Below are 22,379 nucleotides of genomic sequence, written 5' to 3' on the forward strand. Positions count from 1 at the left end.
GAGCATGTTTGAAGCAGAAACTGAGACCATGGCGCAGCTATAAGAGGATTAAAAGATGCAAGTATTTGTTATTGGTGGCGGCGGACGCGAACATGCGTTAGCTTGGAAAGCAGCACAATCAGCTCAAGTTGAAACAGTATTTGTTGCACCAGGTAATGCTGGTACAGCCTTAGAGCCAAAACTAGAAAACATCGACATTAAGGTTGAAGCAATTTCAGAGCTGGTTAAATTTGCTCAAGATAATAAAATTGAACTCACCATTGTTGGCCCAGAAGTACCATTAGCACTTGGCGTAGTGGATGCCTTTAACGAAGCAGGTTTGCCTATCTTTGGTCCAACTCAAGGCGCTGCACAGCTTGAGTCTTCAAAAGCCTTCACTAAAGACTTTTTAGCACGTCATAACATCCCAACAGCTGACTACTCAAACTTCACTGAAATTGAAGCAGCAAAAGCTTACTCAGTTGAGTTAACCAACAAAACAGGTTTCCCTGTGGTGATTAAAGCTGACGGCTTAGCAGCGGGTAAAGGCGTGATTATCGCGGCAGACCAAGCTGAAGCTGACGCCGCAATCGAAGACATGCTAGCAGGTAACAAGTTTGGTGAAGCAGGTTCACGGGTTGTTATCGAAGAATTTTTAAAAGGTGAAGAAGCCAGCTTTATCGTAATGGTAGATGGTAAAAACATTTTAGCAATGGCCACCAGCCAGGACCATAAAGCCCGTGATAACGGCGATAACGGCCCTAACACTGGCGGCATGGGTGCATATTCACCTGCACCAGTAGTGACCCAAGTTGTTCACGACTGGACCATTGCTAATGTTATCCGCCCAACGGTCGACGGCATGGCAGCAGAAGGCAATGTTTACACCGGCTTCTTATACGCAGGCTTAATGATTTCTCCAGATGGCAGCGCAAAAGTACTTGAGTACAACTGCCGCTTTGGCGACCCAGAAACGCAGCCAATCATGATGCGTCTGCAATCAGACTTAGTTGAGCTTTGTCTAGCCGCTACCCGGGGTGAGTTAGATAAAGTGACTGCTGAATTTGATTCACGCGCAGCAGTCGGTGTTGTACTTGCAGCAGGCGGATACCCAGATGCTTACCGTAAAGCTGACGTGATTGACGGTTTATCATTAGGTGATAACAACGCCAAAGTATTCCACGCTGGCACCGCCATGAAAGACGGCCATGTTGTCACTGCAGGCGGCCGCGTTTTATGTGCCACAGCACTAGGTAACACTGTGACAGAAGCACAAGCTAGCGCATACAAGCTAGTCGATGCTATCCACTGGGATGACGTCTACTTCCGCACTGATATTGCCTACCGCGCTATCGCACGTGAGCAAGATAAAGGTTAATTTTTTTAGCCTAATGCTGAATTAAAAAAATCCCTGTGATGGCAACTAATGCCAAAAGTCACAGGGATTTTTGTTTTAGCGTTCAAAATTCAATTCCATTAAAGTATTAGGAGCTTATTAAACTATTTATCTTCCTTTACTAAAGGCACCGCCGAGTGTTTGCTTAAATTCAAAATCAACACCCCAACCAGTATGGCGATAACAATCGAGATTAAACGGGTAAATTCAGACGACAGTGAATCTGCCGCTTGGTGCTTAATGATTTGATACGTTAATACGATAAAATTAGTAAACAATAACTGGTAAATACTAAAGCGACATTGTCGACGAATGCCAAAGCAAGCTAACTGCAGCCCGCAAAATAACGTCACCCCAATTAACATCCAAGTTGAAACCCCAAAGGCAAACAGTAGCATCACAGGTAAGGTAAATAAGATCCCAGTGGCGGTGGTGACAATTTTATTCTGGCTATAAATACGATGATCATTCGCGATAGGAATTTTAATCAAACTGCCAATGGTGATGGCAATCAGCATGGTTTGCGTACTGCCAATACTGATAAGTACCACCAGCGTAATACACATGGCGGTGGCTTTAAACATGATAAGCCCAATGTTAGTTTGCGCCCCTTCTTTAACGGTTTCATCCATTAAAATATCTTGCTCATCACCTGGGAATAATAAAAAACTGATGTAGGTGATAACGATGGCAATTAAAAAGGCTTCAAACATCAACCAAGGTAACACGTCCACTGGCGCACCCATTTGGAAATTCATCACTGTCATGATAATCACCACCATTAAGGCTAAGGTGGCAAGCATATCTTTAGGATCGTGATGACTGCGGTAAAAGCACCAAAAAAATAATCCCCAGCAAAATAGCGCATAACCTGTGGGAGTGTCTTTTAACACCCCAGCAAGAAACACCAATATAAAGCTAAGAAAGAATAATATGATAAGCAGTTTAAGTAACATACTCATAGGCGGCTTTGATGGCATGATGGTTAAAAATATCACCACAAACATCGGCGCTAAAATAGGCATAGCCGCCCCAGAGTATTGCAAATAAAACAGCAAAAAGACCGGGAAAAATACCAGCCTGATGATCGGATTCACCGCATTACGAAACATAGGTCCACACGCTCACAACTCGGATCCAAATTTTAGCTAACCATTCGCCAAAGCTGCTTTGCTCTGTAAAAAAGGCAACGGTAGCTTGGGAGCCATAACGAATGTTTTGCGGTATATCATCGTTTTCAAAAACAATGTTAACCGGATAACGCTGGGCATTTAACGAAGTGGTATCTGCGGTTAAAAAGCCTGTTGCTTGGTCAATATTATTACTGCCACCAGTCCCCCAACCTATGCTATCGACTTTGCCATTCAACACCCTCCCTGGCAGTGCATCGAGCACAATTTCAACTCGTTGCCCCTCACGAATATGCTCTAGAGAGTTTTCTCTAACCAGTGCTGAAATCCAAATACCGCGGGGATCAATAAAGGTCAGCATCGGCGTGCCAACCGTGGCTCTTTGCCCTAGAGTAAGTTGTAAATTGGTCACGACACCTTGTGAAGGCGCAATCACTTCGGTGCGCTGTAAGTCTAGCTGCGCTTGCTCAAGGTTGGCCATGGCCGCCAATAACTGCGGGTTATTTTCACCCTGTGGGCCTAAATTTTGTTTGGCTTGTACTAATGAGGCTTCTGCGGCGTTATAACTGGCTTGGGTTCGATCTCGAGACTCAATTGCATTGTCTAAATCAGATTGGCTTAATACCCCCTGCGCTGCTAACTCGGTGATCCTTACCGCTTGCTCTTTGGCGTTATTGCGGGCTGCTAACGCATCAATCACATTCGCTTGAGCAACTTCAACTGCTGCAGTATTGGCGCCAATACTTTGCCCTGTGATAGCAAGGTTAGCTTGGGCTGACTGTAAGGCAATTTGATAGTTGCGTGGGTCGATTTTAAACAGCACCTCACCCGCTTCTACCACTTGGTTATTTTTGACATTAACATCAACGATATTACCAGCCACTTGGCTGGCAACTCTCACCAAATAGGAATGGACTCTCGCATCGCCTGTCATAGGGGTGACTCTATCGGCCCATAGGCTATACAACCACACAAACAGGATCACGCCGATAATATAAAAACTTAACTTACGAGATGATTTTTCCGCTGCGGACATGATATTAACTCTCTAACTGATGATGAAATAGTGATGAAATAGTGCTGAAACTGAGCGCTAAGCTCTCAATAATACAGTCTAGGATATAAGTGAAAATATACATACAAGTATTTGTAAGAGTGATAAAAATTTATTCAAACAAAGGCTAAGGTTTCGATAAGAAGCACATTATAAATATTACATAGTTATTCACTTTTATTAGCCTAAGCGAATAGCTATTTTACTCAGTTAGCTTAATAGTCACAATCGCCTCATCAGCTCCAAAGAGCCACATTTTTTATCACTGCTGGTCATTGCCATAAAACATCGACTTACCCCTTAGACCTATGGCAGGATGTCACCCTGTCACAAGTTAATAACAAATAATACTGACAGCGCAACAGCCAGCATAAATATAAAAAATCTCATCACACCCCAAAAAAATAATAATAGAGATCACTCAATGTCTGATAAGCAAAAGCTAAACAAACACAAACAGCCCAGTTTGCTCGATGCCCTTGCACCCGTCTTTGCCCTCATCGCAATGCTAGGCACTGCGGTGTATCTTTTTTCTTCCGATAGCTCATCTGGTGCCAACCAAATCGCGCTGATCCTCGCGGCCTGTATCGCCATTTTAATTGGCTATAAAAATGGCTATAGCTGGAATGAAATGGAACGCGGCATCATTAAAAGTATTGGTGTTGCCACTGGCGCCTTGTTAATTCTATTTACCGTGGGCTCGCTGATTGGCACTTGGATTTTGGCAGGCACGGTGCCGACAATGATTTATTACGGCATGCAGATTTTGCACCCTCAATATTTTTATGCCGCTAGCTGTATTTTATGTGCCGTGGTCGCGATCAGTATTGGTAGCTCTTGGACTGTGGCGGGTACCCTAGGTATTGCCTTAATTGGTATAGCTTCCGCTATGGGATTAGATATTAATATCACCGCTGGCGCGATTATTAGCGGCGCCTATTTTGGCGATAAAATGTCACCATTATCAGACACAACCAACCTAGCGCCAGCGGTTGCAGGCTCTGATATTTTCAGCCACATCAAATACATGACTTGGACTACGGTTCCCAGCATTATCATTGCGCTAATTGTCTTCACTGTTTTAGGGCTATCAGCCGATGTTGCTAGCTTCAATTCAGATCTTGATAGCACCCTGTTGCTCCTCGAAGCAACTTATCAACCTGGCCTGCATCTGCTTATTCCTTTATTAGTGGTGTTATTTTTTGCTAACAAAAAAATGCCAGCCTTTCCTACCGTAATTCTAGGGACAATTGCTGGGGCTATTTGTGCGGCGATTTTCCAATTTGATAATGTGGTCAGCTACGTTAATGAGGACAACTTATTACCGATAGTAGCACTCATTAAAGGTATTTGGATTGCGATGTTTGATGGTTATGTTGCCACCACAGGTGACACGGTTTTAGATAACTTATTAAGCCGCGGCGGCATGAGCAGCATGGTCACCACGGTTTGGTTAATCCTCTGCGCCATGACATTTGGCGGCGTGATGGAAGTGACAGGATCATTATCGCGCTTACTGGAAAGTATCTTAAGTTTAGTGACGGGGACTAGCAGCTTAATTATCACCACTTTGGGAGTTTGTATCGGCGCAAATATTATTACTGCCGATCAATATATTGCCATTGTACTGCCCGGTAGAATGCTAAAAATTGAATATCAAAAACGCAAGTTGGCGCCAGTTAATCTAAGCCGTACTCTAGAAGATTCAGCTACAGTAACTAGCCCACTTATCCCGTGGAATACCTGCGGTGCTTTCATGGCCAGTACCTTAGGCGTAGCAACCATTGCTTATTTGCCTTATGCAATCTTTAACCTAGTTTGCCCATTCATCAGTGCATCCTATGCGTATTTCAATATCAAAATACAACCGCTAGATGAATCACTGCAACTCACAGAAGGTTTATAAATTTCAAAAATACGGACTTAGCCTGCTGCTATATAAGTGACTATATAAATGACTATATAAGCTGTTATCCAAAACGGTCTTTCAACCAGCCATAATGATAGTAACCCCATTGCCCTATTCGCCTTGCTTTAGCAAAGGGCAAACGGGGTAATGGGTTTTGATAAAGTGGTAAATTAGCTATTTCAGTTGGTGTTTCACCGGCAATACTTTGGGCTAATCGAAAAGCCGCTTGTGCACTAAAAGACACCCCAGCGCCGCAATAACCTAAGCTGTAACCCACGCCGTTTTTCTCAACTACATGGGACATATCATCCATTGATGCCGCTATCCAGCCCGTCCAGTTATAGGCCACTTTTTTAGTCGCTAATGCAGGAAAGCATTTATTCATGGCCAGCTTGAGTCGCTGACCATAAATCGGATCTGCAGCGTCTTTTCCCCACACAGCGCCACGGCCGCCAAACAGTAATCGATTATCAGGCAGTAACCTGAAGTAATATTTTAAAATGCGGGTGTCCATGGTTACTTGATGGCTAAATAGACCAGCGGCTTGCAGCTCATCAGCACTAAGTGGCTCAGTGACGATAATATTACTGAGTATTGGCAAAAACTTTTCATCAATGCGGTGATTAAACGCTTTGGGCGTATAGCCATTGGCGGCCACTATCACTTTATTTGCGCTTAACTCACCATGCTCAGTGAACAGACGGTGCTTGCCATTTTCCTCGATCCAGTCAAGCACGCATGAGCTTTCAGATAGGGTGACATCTTGATGCTCAACCATTGATTTATAGCCCAGCAATAACTTTAGCGGGTTTACCCCAAAGCCATCACTTAATCGCAGTGCGCCATAGGCTTGGTGATGATTTAAATAATCTCGGCGAAAGTCTGCAGCATTAATAAATTGCGCATGCTGATCCATATTTGCAGAGCCTGCTGACGAGGGTGATTTACTGTCTAATGGTGAAGGTATTAAATGCTGCTGAATAAAGTCAGCGGCTGTTTTAAGCTGCTGCAACGCCTTAGGGTTATGCGCCACCTTTAAGTAGCCTTTCTCCTGCGGATCACACTCTATATTGTATTTATGAATTAGTGATTCAACGCGCTCGACAGCTTGGCTAAACTCGCCATAAATGGCTTTAGTGGTGGCTAAATCCCAACGTTTTGCCATAGCGGCATAGCCCAACCTGCCCGAGCCCTTTAATACAAAACCTGCATTACGGGCGCTGGCACCAAAACCCACTTGGTTTGCCTCTAATACATGGCAATCTATATGGTATTTACTGGCGAGATAATATGCCGTCAGTAATCCTGTATAACCGCCGCCAATTATCGCGACATCCGTTTGCTGATGACCACTTAGGTGAGGTAAGCGTGGCGGCAAAGCTTGGGTACTTGCCCAATAGCTATTGGCCAGTGGTTGTGAAGCAGCATTCGGGGTTATTAAAGGATCATACATAGCAGCGGCTCTTTTTATTTTGGTTATATGAGTGCAAATGCGGGCACTAAAATCTGCAATAAAGCCTTTTAGTAAAGCCTTTTGATAACGTCTCTCTATAAATGGTTAGCTAAATTCAATCACCATTTCACAAGCTGTGCAGTGGCAATCATCGCCGCAAAGCACACAAAGATAATCGCTACCGTCTACTTTTTGGTTCCAACGGCTCGGATGTTGTTTAATTAATTGCCCACCAGCATGAGTAAAGTAACCTACCGCCGAGTTATTTGGGCTTTGTTGCCATAAGTGACTCACCCCCGCTTTGGCGCCCTGTTGCTTAACAGCCGCAATAGACGCTTGCAGTAATTTAGAACCAATCCCCTGACCGCGATATGCTTCTGCTACTGTATTACATTTGAAATAACACATATTTTCAGCAGTAACAGGCCACTTTTCAGGAGTACACCATTGATCAACTGGCCACTTCCCAGCGGCATAAGTCAGCCTAAAACCGACAATATTAGCCGTCGAATTATGGGTATTTTTAGTTGGTGATAATTGTTCACTTTCTGCGATAAAGTGAGCATTGATATTATTTTTTATACCCATTCGATAAATTTTTTCAAGCGAAGATAGATTTAAATACCCTTCACCATGAACCAAGTTTCCGAGTTCAATAACTTGTTGAAAATCATCAGGAGTTAAGCTTCTTATCATTATTATATTGACTCCAGGTTGTCTTAATATATCGCCAAGATAGCACAATTATTTAGCAAAAATAACGATGTTAAACTTTTGTGATAATTTGGCGATAACACAGTGAGATCCCTTTGGCAGAATCGATTGCAATTAAACAAAAGGAGCTCCGTTATGAAATCATCTGTATTAAAACCTATCGCACAAAAAGCAAGCTTACTGACTTGTGGACTCATCGCCGCTGGCCTGTTCAGTATGTCAGCTAATGCTGCTGAAGTTGAAATCAGTGTTGTTAACCTAACCCACGGTAATCACTTCACGCCATTGTTTATTGCAGCACACGATGCTGACAGTCACCTATTCCAAGTAGGCGAAATGGCTACACCAGCATTACAAAAAATGGCCGAGGGCGGTGATATTGCTGATTTAGATGCCGCAGTTATGGGCGCAAGTGGCGTGACTGTTACCAACCCAGCCATGGGTTTATTAGCCCCCGGTGCTAATGTCAGTGATGTCATGCTTGATTCAATGGAAATGACGCACCTTTCTATCGTTGCTATGGTACTACCAACCAATGATGCCTTTATGGGGTTAGATGGCTGGGAGATCCCGACTGAGGCGGGTACTTACGCAGTTTATGTAAACGCCTATGATGCGGGTACTGAAGCCAATGATGAAGTGGTTAATGGCGGCGGAATGTCCGGCGTTGCAGGTATTCCAGCAGCGCCAGGTGGTGACGGAGGTATGAATGGTACTGGTGTTATGGATGGTGCTACTAATGGTTATGTCCACACTCACCCAGGTGTGCTTGGTGATACTGATCCAGCCGGCGGCGCCAGTGATTTAGACAGCCGAATTCATCGCTGGTTAAACCCTGTTGCGAAAGTTGTTGTTACCGTTAAATAAGGGGCATGTGATGAAATATCCAATCAAAAATATCAATAAATATAGCCTGAGTGCTGCAGCATTAATTGCTGTGCTGGGCTTAAGTGGCTGTTCAGACAATAACAACTCACCGTCTCCTGAGCCGACTCCAACCCCAACGCCCGATACGGTAATGCAAACCTATAGCGTCACAGTGACAAACTTAACGGCTAATCAACCCATGTCACCGATTGCAATTGCCGTTCATAGCAATGATGTGATGTTATGGCAAGCAGGCGAAAGCGCAAATGTCGCCCTAGAGAAAATTGCTGAAGGCGGCGATTCAAGTGATGTAGCGGCTATTGAGGGTATCGAGGTTACGGCCAGTGGCGCTGGTATATTGATGCCAGGCATGTCAGAAACCATCACAATTACTTTAGATGAAGCCGATGTTGCCAACCTTACCGTAGCAACCATGCTGGTAAACACCAACGATGCCTTTACTGGATTAAACAGTTACGACATTTCGATGTTAGCAGTCGACACTATGGTCGCTATGAAAGGCATGGTTTACGACGCTGGCACTGAAGCTAATACAGAAGAAAAAGGTACTATGCCCGGACCTGCTGATGGCGGAGAGGGGTTTAATGCAACCCGTGATGATGTTGATTTTGTTCATATTCATCCAGGCGTGATCACCATGTATGACGGTTTAATGGACTCAGTCCTAACGCCATCACACCGTTTTGATAATCCGGCAATAGCCATATCAATCAGCCGCACACAATAGCAAGCATCAGCCTTTATGATTAAAAACCAAACAATCTGAAAGTTTATCCGCCCATCTCAGGTCTGCTGGATAAGGACCTGAAATGGGAAATTCTGGATGAATGATTCTAATAAGCACCATCAGCACCATCAGCACCATCAGCACCAAATCAAGCCACATATTTTGTTGGTTGAAGATGAGCAAGATTTGGCAAGGCTCATCATGCTAAATCTAACCGCACTAAATTATGAGGTGTTTCATGCCACCACATTAAGCCAAGCGCTTAACATCATTAAATCTAGTGTAATAGATTTGATTTTGATGGACCGTATGCTACCAGATGGCGATGGCATTATGTTGTGCCAGCAACTTCGTGAAGCTGACAACTCGGTTGCTGTGATGATGCTAACTGCCAAAGATTCAGAAGCCGATATTGTATTGGGCCTTGAAGCCGGTGCTGATGATTACTTAGTCAAACCCTTTAGTGTGCTGGAGCTACGAGCGCGAGTAAAAGCCATGCTTAGGCGTAGTAAAACTCAACAAATCAGCTCTGAGCAACTGCAGTTTAATGGCGTTACCATTAACGCAGCAACCCGTGAGGTCATTACCAATGACTGCCCGCTGGAATTAACCGCTAGAGAATTTGATCTGTTGCTGTTTATGGCCAAGCATCCACTACAAGTATTTAGCCGAATGCAATTATTAGAGGCAGTGTGGGGTTACAACTATGACGGTTATGAGCATACGATTAACAGTCACATTAATCGCTTACGCAATAAACTCGCCCACAGCCCTGGGCATCCAGAATTAGTCAAAACCGTTTGGGGTGTAGGCTATAAGTTCTCTCCACCATCAGCAACTTAGCTGATATTCGTTTTAAGCATGTTATTTTTAAAGTGTATATGGGTCTCTAATGAACCGCTTATTTAACCGACTATTCTTATCTGCCACTTTAATGGTGTTGCTACTTTTTGTAGCCCTGTGGCAATGGTTACAACTCAACCATGAATTTAGCCGTAATCAAATTCAGCAATCATTACACTTACAACTTGCTGAACATATGGCGCACATTAATCCGTTATTGTCACAAGGGATTACCTCAGATGCAGCGCTAAAAGAAGCATTTCACGACTTTATGCTGCTGGGCCCAAGTTTTGAAATTTATACCTTAGATCCACAAGGTCGTGTCATTGCTTACGATGCCAAAGAAGAGAAAATCAAAACCACTCGAGTAAATTTAGCCAAGATAAAGCAATTTATTGCAGGTCGAGACCTACCGATTTTAGGCACAGATCCCCGCTCAAAAAAAACAGAAAAAATCTTTTCCGTCAGCCCGCTCATCACTACTGACGGGCTTCACAGTGGATACTTATATGTCATCATCGGCGGCGAAGATTATGATAGCTGGCAAGCACTAATAAACTCAGAAAATCAGCCCAAGCTTTGGGGCGCTACCATTGGCTTTTGGATTATTTTTGCACTGATGTTATTTGTGCTATTGCTGGGCTTTTTTACCCAACCAATTAAAAAATTAGCTAGCGATCTCAACCAATTAAAAGATTCGCCATTAAGCGGCACACTGGCTTTGCCTAACCGTTACAATGGCAGCGAAGAAATCAGAGTCCTCAGTGACAATATTAATCATTTACTGCATAAAATCAGCCAACAACACCAACAAGTCAAACGCCAACAACAAGCCAAACATGACTTCTTACTGCATTTGTCCCATGACTTAAAAACCCCACTCACCTCTTTGCTGGGATATATCGATACCTGGCTACTATTACCGCCAGCAGAGCGCCAACCAGAATTAATTGAGTACGCCGCTAATTCAGGGCAAAACTTACAGCAGTTACTGGCACAATTACTTGAATTAGCAGCACTGGAAAATGGTCAAATCAGTGCCCAAATAAGTCAAATTAATTTGCGAGAGGTATTACTGGATTTAAAACAAACTTTTGCACCCAGAGCGCAAAAACTTGGAATACTCTTAGACTTTAATATTGCCGATGAGCTGCAAGTGTATACCGACCCACAATTAATGCGTCGAATATTAAATAATCTTGTAGATAATGCCCTGAGATACACCCCAAAAGGTGGCACCATCAAGGTATACAGCGAAAGCTTAAATGGTCAAAGCTGGTTAGCCGTTAAAGATACTGGCGCAGGCATGCATAAGCATGAAGTCGAAGCCTTAAAACAATTATCCATGCAGCAGTTATCATTTGAGCCCAATCAAACATTGCCACAGTTGGGTGTTGGTTTAGCCATAGTGCGCCAATTGCTTGGACTCCTAAAGTGCCGTATTAATGTTGACAGTGAACCAGGCACTGGGAGTTGCTTTCATATCGAACTACAAAGCTGTCATCATTAATTCGCTTTAGCATTAGTTGCATTAACACTCTCACTTATGTGCGACTAATTCTTCTCAATAAAATAGCTTCGCCTTCCTACCCATAATTCGTAAATATTGATAACATCGATTAAGTTAATAAAATATTAAATATAAACAAACAATAATAACAATATTGAGTTAAATGGAAGGTATACACCATATGCACCAGAAGTATTCAGATGACTTAAACCTCCCAGAAATCCCTTTCGGTTCTCCAAGGCTTCCCTATGAGAAGCCGGAAGAAAATGTAAACTATTGGATAATTGATGATTTCTTCCCTGAAAAACAGGCAATTGATATAGCAAACCGATGTTTTATTAAAAGTAAGTGGAAGCTTGGCAAACCCTACACCAATGAACTTTGGCCTGGGATGCGTTCGAAAAATGCATTGAAGAAAAAAGAGCTCGAACTGGTAGAGAATTGGATAAAACAAACAATAGGAAAAGATAAGATTTGGGTGGCTGAGTCAAATGATGTTGTCGTTGATACTAATACCGCTATTTTAGTCGGAAGCGAAGAAGGTGCTGCAAGGCCACATGTCGATAATCGTCAGCTTTGTCGCTTTGGTGCTGTACTTTTTTTAAGTCGCGACCCAAAACCACATTCAGGAACTTCTTTTTATCGCCTAAAATATTCAAATGATGCTGCTGGCGGAAACTTAGTCGAAAAGCCTTACCATAATTTAGTTGATGCATTGAATACACAAAGCTTGCCACCAAGTGCTTGGTATGAAGATGAAAGTATAGAAAATAAATTCAACCGTTTAATCCTATTCAAAGGCAATATGGTACATAGTGCAAGTAGCTATTTTGGCAAAGAAAAAAGAGAAAAGCGCCTCGCCGTCACTTTCTTTTATATGGCTGAAGACATATTTTAAAATATAAATTTTGCAGTTGCTTCTATCGTAAAAAAGACAAAAAATTCTCCTACTGGTATTCGCTTTATTGGTCGCTAGCGCTATCACCACATGGAAATCATCTATCAACTTGAAGCCAATATAAAACACTTTATCCTAGCGAATAAAATAAAGCACCGAACGTATCCACGCTCAGTGCTTTATTTGCCCAGCCGCTATCCACTAAACATAGATGTTTAGTGGAATAATTTTAGCTATTAACTCTAGATAGATTGATAAAGTTTTTTAATTTTGTGGAAGAAAAGACTCACAAAACCAGCAGCTAAACTGCCCCACATTAATAATACTGCCGCAACAGTCACAAATTGCCCCATATAATAATCGGCATTAGCCACATAAATGTAATGGGTACCTGGTAGTAGCGCAGCAAATACAGCAAAGAACATTAAAGCAACAATAATTTGAATTTTCATAATTAACTCTTTTTGGCAAAGGCTACTAGTTTTTGCCTCTGTTTCATCATGAAACAAAGCTAGTTAGCTAAATAATACTTAATTCTCAGAATGACGATAAAGTATCAAATAAACCCCACTAAGAGTTTTGTTAAGATCACAATTTAGAATATTCAATTGTCACTTTGTGATAGAGAGCACTCATTACCATTAAAACTATGATGAATAAAATATGGTAAAGCTCAGTGGTCGAAAACGAATTAAAAAAAAGACGAGCATTGCTCGTCTTTTTTTGTGCGCATCATTATCAATTACTTATGATATTTCGCTGATAGCTCATGTACTGAGTTAATGAATGAACCAGCATGTTCTGGGTTAACATGTTGATGGATACCATGACCCAAGTTAAATACATGGCCAGTACCTTCACCGTAAGAAGATAGGATTTGATCCACTTCTTGATGAATACGCTCTGGTGAAGCATAAAGTACAGATGGGTCCATGTTGCCTTGCAGCGCCACTTTATGACCAACACGGCGACGTGCATCACCGATATCAACAGTCCAATCTAAACCGAGCGCATCACAACCAGTTTCAGCCATAGACTCTAACCATAATCCGCCACCTTTAGTGAACAAGGTAACAGGAACTTGGCGACCGTCAGCATGGCGAGTTAGGCCATCAACGATTTTTTGCATGTAACGTAATGAGAACTCACGGTAAGCGTGGTGAGATAACGCACCGCCCCATGAATCAAAGATCATTAACGACTGAGCACCGTTAGCAACTTGTGCATTTAGGTACAAGATAACTGAATCAGCTAACTTGTCTAAAAGCATGTGTAATGCTGCTGGCTCTTCGTAAGCCATTTTCTTAATTTTTTCGAATGTTTTGCTTGAACCACCTTCAACCATATAAGTGGCTAGCGTCCAAGGAGAACCAGAGAAACCAATTAACGGTACTTCGCCTTTTAGCTCGCGACGAATCGTGCTTACTGCACGCATCACGTAACCAAGTTCATCTTCTGGATCTGGAATGCAAAGCTTTTTAATCGAGTCAACGGTATCAGCTCGACGTTCAAAACGTGGACCCTCACCAGTTTCAAAGTATAAGCCTAAGCCCATTGCATCTGGAATGGTTAGAATGTCTGAAAATAAAATAGCTGCATCTAAATCATAACGACGTAATGGCTGTAAAGTCACTTCACAAGCCAAGTCTTGGTCTTTACAAAGCGACATGAAATCACCGGCTTGAGCACGGGTTGCTTTGTATTCTGGAAGGTAACGACCAGCTTGACGCATCATCCATACAGGCGTTCTGTCAACAGGCTGTTTTAGTAAAGCGCGTAAATAACGATCATTCTTTAATTCTGCCATTGGGCTTGATTCCTAAACATATATTGATATCCGCTGAACCGTAGTTTAGCGACTTAAGGTATTAATGTAACCAGTTCTGCTAAATTTATGTGAGCTGCCCCTCCTACTAGTATCAAAATTGCTAATATAAACGTTAATATGCTCACAAAAAGGGTGATTTTTGACTAGGTGTGAAGCTAACTCGACAAAAAAGTTGCACCTTCGCTGCACCTTTGATATAAAAAGTCTGCGCTAGCAAGAACAATCAAGAAGCACGATAAATCGAGCCCTTAAAAATCTATTTGCCCAGCGGTAGCATGCTATCGCTGGGCATTTTTCTTTAGATTACAATAACAAAGAATATTTCCCTCGTAACTCAGCCCATTCCTCTGGTCAATCCATTGCTTCTTTTGCAGAAAAGAGTTGATTAATCACTACTTTCTCTCATACATTAAGTGTTATGTATTGGTTACTAAATTGAGAATGATAATGCTGACAAAACTAGAAAAAGCCGAACAAAAATGGGGTGGCTCCAATAAGCTGGTTGATCAATGGCTGCAGCACCGCAGAGCATTACTGATCCAATACTTCAAAATTGCTGGCCTCGCCCCTTACTCAGTCCCTGCAAAAAGCTTACCTGAACTAGATACCGTTAAGCAGTTTTGCGCTCAATTAGTTGATTATGTCTCTGAAGGTCATTTTGAGGTATACGATCAATTGGTTAATGAGTGTGAAAAATCAGGTGAACAAAGTAAAGCCCGAGCACAACTGTTATTACCACAAATCAGTGAATCAACTGATGCCGCATTAGACTTCAATGACAAATATACTGAAGCAGATAGCGATTCTATGTTGCTAGAATTAGATAGCGATCTCTCTAATTTAGCTCAAGCAATGGAAGCGCGCTTTGCTTTGGAAGATGAGTTACTCGAGCAACTTCATCAGCATCATTCAAAAGTCAGCTAATGTGACTTATTACTTATTACTTATTACTTATTACTTACCAAAGTAATTAGCAAAGCTAGCGGCTAACTGATTGATCTTGAGTCACAGACAAAGAAAGGCTCGATTTACTGATGCCATTTACTTGCGCCAGTTATCAGGTAGATCGACTTGGGACCATAAATCATGGCAAAGCGCTTGATGTTGATGCCAATTACCTTGTAGTAACCACCCCACCAAGGCATCACCGACTTGCGGATATGCAATAGGCTTGGGCGACGCCGCCTTTAACCATCGGGCTAACATTTTACTATCTAAGCTATCCATACTTTGTCCTGCAGCCAACAGCTCTAATGCTGCTACGTTTGATGATTGCTCAAATTGCCCCTGAAGCGGTTTAACCAGTAGCTTCTTACCTAATGTCATCGCCTCGCTGGCAAGCTCAAAACCTGCATTACCTATTACCCCACCACATTGCGACATGTGTTGTTTAAACCCACAGCGATCAAAGCTGAACCAATTAATATGATCTGGTAATGACTGCTTTGGCTTATTGCCATGGTAAACAAAAAATTGATAGTCAGGAAAAGGCCTTAAAAAAGCTGCTATCGCGTCGGCACTTTCAAAGGGTAAATACACCAAAATTTGATGACTGTGAGCACCACAACTTGGCTCAACTTCTACAAAGGGAGGTAAAATAGCAAAACCGAAATGATGCCAATGACAGCCTAATTTGATATCTGCAGGTGCAAAGTTGTTTAACAGTAATTCATCAAACCAGCTCATTCCCTGTTTAGGTACTGAGTATTGTAAGGACGCTTGATGACTGATCGCAATTGCGGTCACGCCCTGTTTTTTAGCAGCCCAAGCACTCACTGGCTCAAAGTCGTTTAACACTAAATCATAGCCGCTCAAATCAAGTTGTCTCACTTCAGACACAATGGGTGAAGTGATATTTCTTTTAATGGTTTTGCCAATGCTGACTCGCCCGTCTTCGGTAATAAAAGACATGCCCGTTCTAACTTGATAGTCGCCAAAACATTGCATATCAAAGTACTCATCTTTGGCGCGACCACTAAATAAAAAATCAACCTCGATATCAGTTTTACTTAACGCCTTTGCCATGACTCTGGCACGGCTAATATGGCCATTTCCCGTCCCTTGAACACCGTATAATATTTTCATGATTTACCTTGTTTAATGACCAATTTCAGCGCTATGACAAGCTAAATCAACGGCTCGGCTAAGATAACCACACCGACCCCCAACCCAATACCAGCAACAATATCCAATGGATAATGCACCCCAAGCGCTATTCGAGATAATCCAATCGCCACAGCCCAGGTCATTGCGATTGGCCACAATGCAGGAAAAGTCGAAGTGATAGCCATCGCCATAATAAAGGCCGCTGCAGTATGCCCCGATGGCAAACTAAATGTGTCTGATGCCTGAAAGCTGCTATCAAAGCCTGCAAAAGCGGCGCAAGGCCTAGTGCGGCGAATGGCATTTTTAAAGACAAAATATAACGGCAGTTCAATGATAAAACTCACTAACATCAAATTAAAAAACTGACTGCCTTGAGGATGTAAAAACAATAAACCTACCGCCATATACACGTAATAATGGCCATCCCCACTTGCTGAGATTCTTTTCGCTAAAGGGGTTAACTCATGAGTTCGACAAAAAGTAATAATGTGGCAAAACACAAACTTATCCAGTGCGCTAATCGTCATAGCCATACAAAATCCTTATAGTTCAATTGTTCAACCTTAATAAGAACTGTAAATAGGGCTAATGACGCTTAGATGACAAGCTATCGAAACTTTTATGACAATCATAACTTACTCAAAGGAGTCACCACAGACAGGGCAACAATGCAGTTAATCATATAAAAACAAGAACTAAGGCTAATAAAGGGCTTATCACAGCGATAAACAACAGCCGTTTAAGTCATCCCGCCTTAAGACCAAAGACTGAACAACTAACTGATTATCTTTATCAAGTGATGAATATCGCTGTTATTTTCATAAAAAGCTCATATAATTCATATATTATTGCTTTGATAACTGGCGAAAACCTCTGTGAATCGCTAACCCCAAGGAGTGTCACTATGGAATACAACACCTCAGAATTGTGTGATATGTATTTAGATGTCGTTGATGTAGTAGAACCAATGTTCAGTAATTACGGCGGTTGTAGCTCTTTTGGTGGTTCGATTAGTACCATCAAATGTTTTGAAGATAACGGCTTAATTGCTGATGCGCTGCAAGCAGAAGGCGAAGGTAAAGTCTTGTTAGTAGATGGTGGCGGTTCAATGCGCCGTGCATTAATTGATGCCTCGATTGCTGAAATCGCAGTGGCTAACAAGTGGGAAGGCATTATTGTTTACGGCTCAGTACGTGACGTTGACACCCTTGAAGAAATGGATATTGGTATTCAAGCATTAGCTTCAATCCCGATTGGCGCTGACACTAATGGCGTTGGTGAAGTTGAAATCCCAGTTAACTTTGGTGGGGTAACATTCCTGCCATGCGACCATATCTATGCTGACAATACTGGCGTTATCTTATCGCCAGAGCCATTAGATATCGAATAATCGATTGATATTGCTGGTTACATATTACCAGTTTAAATATCGACTAAAGCCAGCTATGCTGGCTTTTTTATGGCCTATTTTTAAGTCATAAGCTCTAAGTATTTGACTCTAGATATGTGGCTCGACATATTAGCCTTAAAGCTAACCCCAATTGAATGAAATAGGTTCTTAATGTTGCAGATAATGACCCGCAGTGAAGTTAATCAATACCTCTCCAGCAGAGATGGCGAAAGCAAACTGGGCCAAACCGTCAAGCTTATCTCCGAATCAGCCCCCTCTTTAGCGGATCTTAAACAGGCACTTTGTGAGGCTAAAACCAATGGGGTGCAATTTGTTATTGTCGGAATTACCGAAGATGCTGGTCCAAGGGCTAACTTAGGCCGCGGCGGCTCATCTGCAGCCTTTAGTGCCACTATGCAACAATGGCTTAATTTGCAGTCCAACCGCTACCTTGATGGTAAACAGTGTCTTATTTTAGGGGAAATATCTCAGGCCCCACTGCCAGAAGCGGCATCCCTAGAAGAGTTAAGGCAAGCGACTAAAGAACTTGATAACCAAGTCATTAGTGTGATCAGCCAAATTATGGCAGCAGAGCTTGAGCCCATAGTGATCGGCGGCGGTCATAACAATGCATATGGCATGCTAATGGCGACTAAGGCTCACTTTAATCAGGCGGCTGCGGCAGTAAACCTTGATCCCCATAGCGATTTTCGCCCACGGGAAGGGCGCCACAGTGGCAACGGATTTAGCTATGCTGCAGCCAATGGCGCACTGGCTTATTACCATGTGCTAGGTTTACATGAGCTAAAAAACACTGAAGCCACCTTAGAGCAATTAAGCTTATTTGGCGGTCATTGGCACAGCTTTCAGCAAATTTGGGTCAGACGAGAAATCGACTTAAGCCAAGCGCTGCAACAAATCGCCAGCAATCTTAATCAAACTCAACTGCCAGTGGCCTTAGAAATTGATGTAGATGCCATCGCCAAAATGCCCAGCAGCGCATCCACTTTTGCCGGTGTGCCCTTGTTAGATGCCTGCCACTATATTCATCACATCGCTAAACACTGCCCTTGTGCTTATCTGCATATTGCTGAAGCCGCGCCTCAATGTCACGATGCGGGTGATATGGCTGGTAAGCGTGATGTAGGCCAAAGTGTCTGTGAATTAATGTACAGTTATATCCAGGCAAGAAAAGTAAGCTAGCTTAAGCAAGGGATATTTGAACTTCTCTCGCTTAAGGATCGTACAAACTTAAGCTGTTAAATTTATTGCACGCTATTACCTAATACTTTCACTATTCAATAACTGTGAATTTTATGCTCTAATGCAGGGCAATTTTGATGAGATAGAATAATACGCTATCTTAACGCATTCTTAGCTATTTCAAGTAAACTTGATCACATTCTGGCTGATTGAAGTTTCTGCAAAGCAAGCAATGACATACACTCGCTGTTAATTACCGCACATTATAGGAATACACAGATGTCTGAGGGCGACCCAAAGAACACCCATTTTGGTTACAAAACCGTTGATTCAGAGAAAAAAGCGGATTTAGTTGCTGACGTATTTCATTCGGTTGCTGCTAAATACGACATCATGAATGATGTTATGTCATTCGGTGTACACCGTTTTTGGAAACGTCACACGATTGCGACCGCAGGTGCAAGACCGGGCATGAAAGTACTTGACCTTGCTGGCGGCACCGGTGATTTAACCGCTAAATTCTCACACCTTGTGGGTGAGCGCGGCCAGGTTATTCTTGCTGACATTAATGATTCAATGCTTAAAGTTGGCCGTACTAAATTGCGCGACAAAGGCATTGTTAGCAATGTCAGTTACGTACAAGCTAATGCTGAAGCACTGCCGTTTCCTGACAATCATTTTGATATTATTACCATTGCGTTTGGTTTACGTAATGTGACCGATAAAGACGCAGCATTACGCTCGATGCGCCGGGTACTAAAACCTGGCGGAAAGTTATTAGTGCTTGAGTTCTCAAAACCTCAACACGAAGTCATGCGTAAAGTTTATGACCTTTATAGCTTTAAAGTGTTGCCTAAAATGGGCGCACTAATTACCCAAGATGCTGACAGCTATGAATACCTAGCTGAATCAATTCGCATGCATCCAGATCAAGAAACCTTAAAGCAAATGATGCTTGATGCCGGTCTTGAACAAGTTGACTACACCAATATGACTGATGGTGTTGTCGCCTTACATCGCGGTTATAAATTCTAATGCTGCCGAACCACTGTTCATTACTGGCTTGTGCTGCAATGGAAACTGCTCTCGGGCAGTTACAAGCACAAGATCAGGGTGAATATGCGCGACTAAAGCCGTTGCACGGTAAAGTATTCAAAATTCAGTTAACCCAAGTTAGTTGGCCAATATACCTTATTTTTGCACCGCAAATTCAAGTCATGAGCGCTTATGAAGCCACTGTTGACGTCAGTATTACTGCTGATGTCACTACGCTTTATAAGGTGACTGAAGGGGCTAACCTTACCGAGCTCATTAAGCAAGATAAGCTGATCCTCGATGGCGATATCAACTTATTGCAAAGCTTTAGTCATTACTTAAAGCACATTGAGTTAGATTTTGCCGAGCCATTATCAAAGTATATTGGTGATGCCCCGACTCATATGTTGCTGACTAATACCAAACACTTAGCCAGTTCAATGAAGCAAGTGTTTGAAAAGTCGCTCTCTCATGTGGGTCAATTAACCACTGAAGAATATCGACTCGCCCCTCATCAAATCGACTTCATTCATTTTCGTGATAATCTGGAACAGCTTGTTGATAGAACAACAAGCATTGAGTCCAAGATAGCAAAATTAAGAGAAAAAATTACCCCATGACAATTGCAAGTATCAGGCGTGGTTACCAAGTCATAAAAACTGTACTCCATTACGGCTTAGATGATGTTTTACCCAAAAATAAAACTCCCTGGTACTTTTCACTTCTGCGAAATTGTTTCTTTTGGATCCGCAACCAACACAAAGACAAATCTTCTGCTGAGCGTTTAAAGCTGGCGATGCAAGATTTAGGACCGGTTTACATCAAGCTGGGACAAATGCTGTCAACTCGCCGTGACTTACTCAATGATGAGTGGGCCAGTGAGCTGGCTATGTTGCAAGACCGCGTACCACCTTTTGATTCAACCCTTGCCCGCCAAGCTATTGAAGCAGAACTAAAAGCGCCGATAGACTCATTATTTGACAACTTTGAAGACATTCCCTTAGCGTCAGCATCCATATCTCAAGTTCACACTGCTAACTTGAAAGAAAATGGCGCAGAGGTGGTGTTAAAAGTTTTACGTCCCAACGTTGAAGCGCAAGTTAATGCTGATTTACAACTGATGTGCCAAGCGGCCAATTTACTTGAAAAGCTATTAGGTGAAGGCAATCGTCTGCGCCCTGCTGAAGTCATTGATGATTATCGCACCACCATTTTAGGCGAGCTAAACCTTAAACTAGAGGCGCTCAATGCCATCAAGCTACGTAACAATTTTTTAGACTCTGATAGCTTGTATGTGCCTTATGTTTATGAAGATTATTGCTACCCTCGCCTAATGGTAATGGAGCGTGTTTACGGCATTCCTGTTTCAGATATTGAAGCCTTAAAAGCCCAAGGGACTAATTTAAAGCTTTTGGCTGAACGCGGTGTTGAGCTGTTTTTCACCCAAGTATTTCGTGATAATTTTTTCCATGCTGACATGCACCCTGGCAATATTTTTATAAGCCGTGAACACCCTGACAATCCATTTTATATCGGCATGGATTGCGGCATTATGGGCACCCTTAATGATGTCGACAAACGCTATTTAGCAGAAAATTTCTTAGCCTTTTTTAATCGTGATTATCAGCGTATTGCCCAGCTTTATATTGAATCGGGTTGGGTATCAGAAAACACTGACGTACTGGCATTTGAGCAAGCGGTTAAAGTGGTTTGCGAACCCATGTTTAATAAGCCATTAGACGAAATCTCATTTGGCCATGTGTTACTGGAGTTATTTCGCACTGCCCGCCGATTCGATATCGTCGTGCAACCACAACTTGTTTTACTCGAAAAAACATTACTTTACATTGAAGGCTTAGGTCGTCAGCTGTACCCACAGCTAGACTTATGGTCAACAGCTAAACCGTTTTTAGAGCAGTGGATGTCTGAACAAGTCGGCCCGAAAGCCATTTTTGATAAAGTTAAAATGAAGAGCCCTTATTGGGCTGAAAAGCTGCCAGAATTTCCAGAACTTATCTATGACAATTTAAAAATGGGTCGAAAACTACTGGGCACCCAACAACAAATGCTTGATAAGTACCTAAAATTTCAACATAAAGCCCATAAAAGTAATTACTTATTAATAACAGCCGCTGTAATGTTGATCTGTGGCACAATATTATTAAACCAATACGCTACACTATGGCCTGCTTACATTTGTATCACATCAGGTATAGTGCTTTGGTTCACAGGATGGCGATCCAGACCAAAAAACCGTAAATTTTAACTAGCACTTATACATTAGAGGTTCATAATACTCTATGTATAAAGGTTACA

At 42.4% G+C, this 22,379-nt stretch carries 21 protein-coding genes; 13 read left to right on the forward strand and 8 right to left on the reverse strand.

Annotated features, from left to right (window positions below; all coding sequences use genetic code 11):
* The first annotated feature begins 55 nt into the window (after positions 1-55).
* Positions 56-1,357: a phosphoribosylamine--glycine ligase gene (purD, locus tag BCU94_RS07220; protein WP_102476016.1), complete on the forward strand. Its 1,302-nt coding sequence runs from the start codon at positions 56-58 to the stop codon at positions 1,355-1,357.
* A gap of 122 nt (positions 1,358-1,479) precedes the next feature.
* Here purD and BCU94_RS07225 read toward each other — a convergent pair whose 3' ends face one another.
* A complete protein-coding gene (locus tag BCU94_RS07225) occupies positions 1,480-2,487 on the reverse strand; it encodes a DUF2955 domain-containing protein (protein ID WP_102476017.1) in 1,008 nt (335 codons plus the stop codon).
* Positions 2,477-3,541 carry an HlyD family secretion protein gene (locus BCU94_RS07230; RefSeq protein WP_102436946.1) on the reverse strand — a complete coding sequence of 355 codons (1,065 nt, stop codon included), beginning with the start codon at positions 3,539-3,541 and terminating at the stop codon, positions 2,477-2,479. Before BCU94_RS07230 ends, BCU94_RS07225 begins: the two co-directional genes overlap by 11 nt.
* A gap of 442 nt (positions 3,542-3,983) precedes the next feature.
* Here BCU94_RS07230 and nhaC point away from each other — a divergent pair, with 442 nt between their 5' ends.
* The gene (gene nhaC, locus BCU94_RS07235; protein ID WP_102436948.1) at positions 3,984-5,465 is read left to right on the forward strand and encodes a Na+/H+ antiporter NhaC; all 1,482 of its coding nucleotides are present in this window, start codon (positions 3,984-3,986) and stop codon (positions 5,463-5,465) included.
* 64 nt (positions 5,466-5,529) lie between these two features.
* Here the strand turns inward: nhaC and BCU94_RS07240 are convergent, their stop codons facing one another.
* Entirely contained in the window at positions 5,530-6,921 is a 1,392-nt protein-coding gene (locus tag BCU94_RS07240; RefSeq protein WP_102476018.1) for an FAD-binding oxidoreductase, read from the reverse strand.
* Positions 6,922-7,026: 105 nt separating this feature from the next.
* Positions 7,027-7,617, reverse strand: a complete 591-nt coding sequence (locus BCU94_RS07245; protein WP_102436952.1) for a GNAT family N-acetyltransferase — start codon at positions 7,615-7,617, stop codon at positions 7,027-7,029.
* Between the two features lie 234 nt (positions 7,618-7,851).
* Between BCU94_RS07245 and BCU94_RS07250 the strand changes: the two genes are divergently transcribed.
* The 5 genes from BCU94_RS07250 (at position 7,852) to BCU94_RS07270 (ending at position 12,501) form a co-directional block, all read left to right on the forward strand.
* Positions 7,852-8,502 (forward strand): spondin domain-containing protein, encoded by a 651-nt coding sequence (locus tag BCU94_RS07250; protein ID WP_241904973.1) that lies wholly within the window; start codon positions 7,852-7,854, stop codon positions 8,500-8,502.
* Positions 8,503-8,512: 10 nt separating this feature from the next.
* Positions 8,513-9,250: a spondin domain-containing protein gene (locus BCU94_RS07255; protein ID WP_198589304.1), complete on the forward strand. Its 738-nt coding sequence runs from the start codon at positions 8,513-8,515 to the stop codon at positions 9,248-9,250.
* A gap of 96 nt (positions 9,251-9,346) precedes the next feature.
* Positions 9,347-10,093: a response regulator transcription factor gene (locus BCU94_RS07260; protein WP_102476020.1), complete on the forward strand. Its 747-nt coding sequence runs from the start codon at positions 9,347-9,349 to the stop codon at positions 10,091-10,093.
* A gap of 49 nt (positions 10,094-10,142) precedes the next feature.
* Entirely contained in the window at positions 10,143-11,603 is a 1,461-nt protein-coding gene (locus tag BCU94_RS07265; RefSeq protein ID WP_102436958.1) for a HAMP domain-containing sensor histidine kinase, read from the forward strand.
* 181 nt (positions 11,604-11,784) lie between these two features.
* A complete protein-coding gene (locus BCU94_RS07270) occupies positions 11,785-12,501 on the forward strand; it encodes a DUF6445 family protein (protein WP_102436960.1) in 717 nt (238 codons plus the stop codon).
* A 242-nt stretch (positions 12,502-12,743) separates the two neighbouring features.
* Here the strand turns inward: BCU94_RS07270 and BCU94_RS07275 are convergent, their stop codons facing one another.
* Positions 12,744-12,953, reverse strand: a complete 210-nt coding sequence (locus BCU94_RS07275) for a hypothetical protein (RefSeq protein WP_102476021.1) — start codon at positions 12,951-12,953, stop codon at positions 12,744-12,746.
* 290 nt (positions 12,954-13,243) lie between these two features.
* Positions 13,244-14,308 (reverse strand): uroporphyrinogen decarboxylase, encoded by a 1,065-nt coding sequence (gene hemE / locus BCU94_RS07280; RefSeq protein ID WP_102436964.1) that lies wholly within the window; start codon positions 14,306-14,308, stop codon positions 13,244-13,246.
* Positions 14,309-14,776: 468 nt separating this feature from the next.
* Between hemE and rsd the strand changes: the two genes are divergently transcribed.
* Entirely contained in the window at positions 14,777-15,253 is a 477-nt protein-coding gene (gene rsd, locus BCU94_RS07285) for a sigma D regulator (protein WP_198590413.1), read from the forward strand.
* Positions 15,254-15,370: 117 nt separating this feature from the next.
* Here the strand turns inward: rsd and BCU94_RS07290 are convergent, their stop codons facing one another.
* The gene (locus tag BCU94_RS07290) at positions 15,371-16,414 is read right to left on the reverse strand and encodes an MJ1255/VC2487 family glycosyltransferase (RefSeq protein ID WP_102476023.1); all 1,044 of its coding nucleotides are present in this window, start codon (positions 16,412-16,414) and stop codon (positions 15,371-15,373) included.
* A 41-nt stretch (positions 16,415-16,455) separates the two neighbouring features.
* The gene (locus tag BCU94_RS07295; RefSeq protein ID WP_102476024.1) at positions 16,456-16,968 is read right to left on the reverse strand and encodes a phosphatase PAP2 family protein; all 513 of its coding nucleotides are present in this window, start codon (positions 16,966-16,968) and stop codon (positions 16,456-16,458) included.
* A gap of 371 nt (positions 16,969-17,339) precedes the next feature.
* On the opposite strand from BCU94_RS07295, the gene rraA reads away from it, so the two are divergent.
* The 5 genes from rraA to ubiB all read left to right on the forward strand — a co-directional run bounded on the left by rraA (position 17,340) and on the right by ubiB (position 22,329).
* The gene (gene rraA / locus BCU94_RS07300; RefSeq protein ID WP_076539310.1) at positions 17,340-17,825 is read left to right on the forward strand and encodes a ribonuclease E activity regulator RraA; all 486 of its coding nucleotides are present in this window, start codon (positions 17,340-17,342) and stop codon (positions 17,823-17,825) included.
* 171 nt (positions 17,826-17,996) lie between these two features.
* The gene (locus tag BCU94_RS07305; protein ID WP_102436972.1) at positions 17,997-19,028 is read left to right on the forward strand and encodes a formimidoylglutamase; all 1,032 of its coding nucleotides are present in this window, start codon (positions 17,997-17,999) and stop codon (positions 19,026-19,028) included.
* A 279-nt stretch (positions 19,029-19,307) separates the two neighbouring features.
* Positions 19,308-20,063 carry a bifunctional demethylmenaquinone methyltransferase/2-methoxy-6-polyprenyl-1,4-benzoquinol methylase UbiE gene (ubiE, locus tag BCU94_RS07310; RefSeq protein ID WP_102436973.1) on the forward strand — a complete coding sequence of 252 codons (756 nt, stop codon included), beginning with the start codon at positions 19,308-19,310 and terminating at the stop codon, positions 20,061-20,063.
* On the forward strand, positions 20,063-20,683 hold the full coding sequence (locus BCU94_RS07315; RefSeq protein WP_102476025.1) for an SCP2 sterol-binding domain-containing protein: 621 nt from the start codon (positions 20,063-20,065) through the stop codon (positions 20,681-20,683). The genes ubiE and BCU94_RS07315 overlap by 1 nt, the downstream gene beginning before the upstream one ends.
* Positions 20,680-22,329: a ubiquinone biosynthesis regulatory protein kinase UbiB gene (gene ubiB / locus BCU94_RS07320; protein WP_102476026.1), complete on the forward strand. Its 1,650-nt coding sequence runs from the start codon at positions 20,680-20,682 to the stop codon at positions 22,327-22,329. Before BCU94_RS07315 ends, ubiB begins: the two co-directional genes overlap by 4 nt.
* The last annotated feature ends 50 nt before the right edge of the window (positions 22,330-22,379 follow it).

This window comes from Shewanella sp. 10N.286.52.C2 (assembly GCF_002874545.1).
Taxonomy (GTDB): domain Bacteria; phylum Pseudomonadota; class Gammaproteobacteria; order Enterobacterales; family Shewanellaceae; genus Shewanella.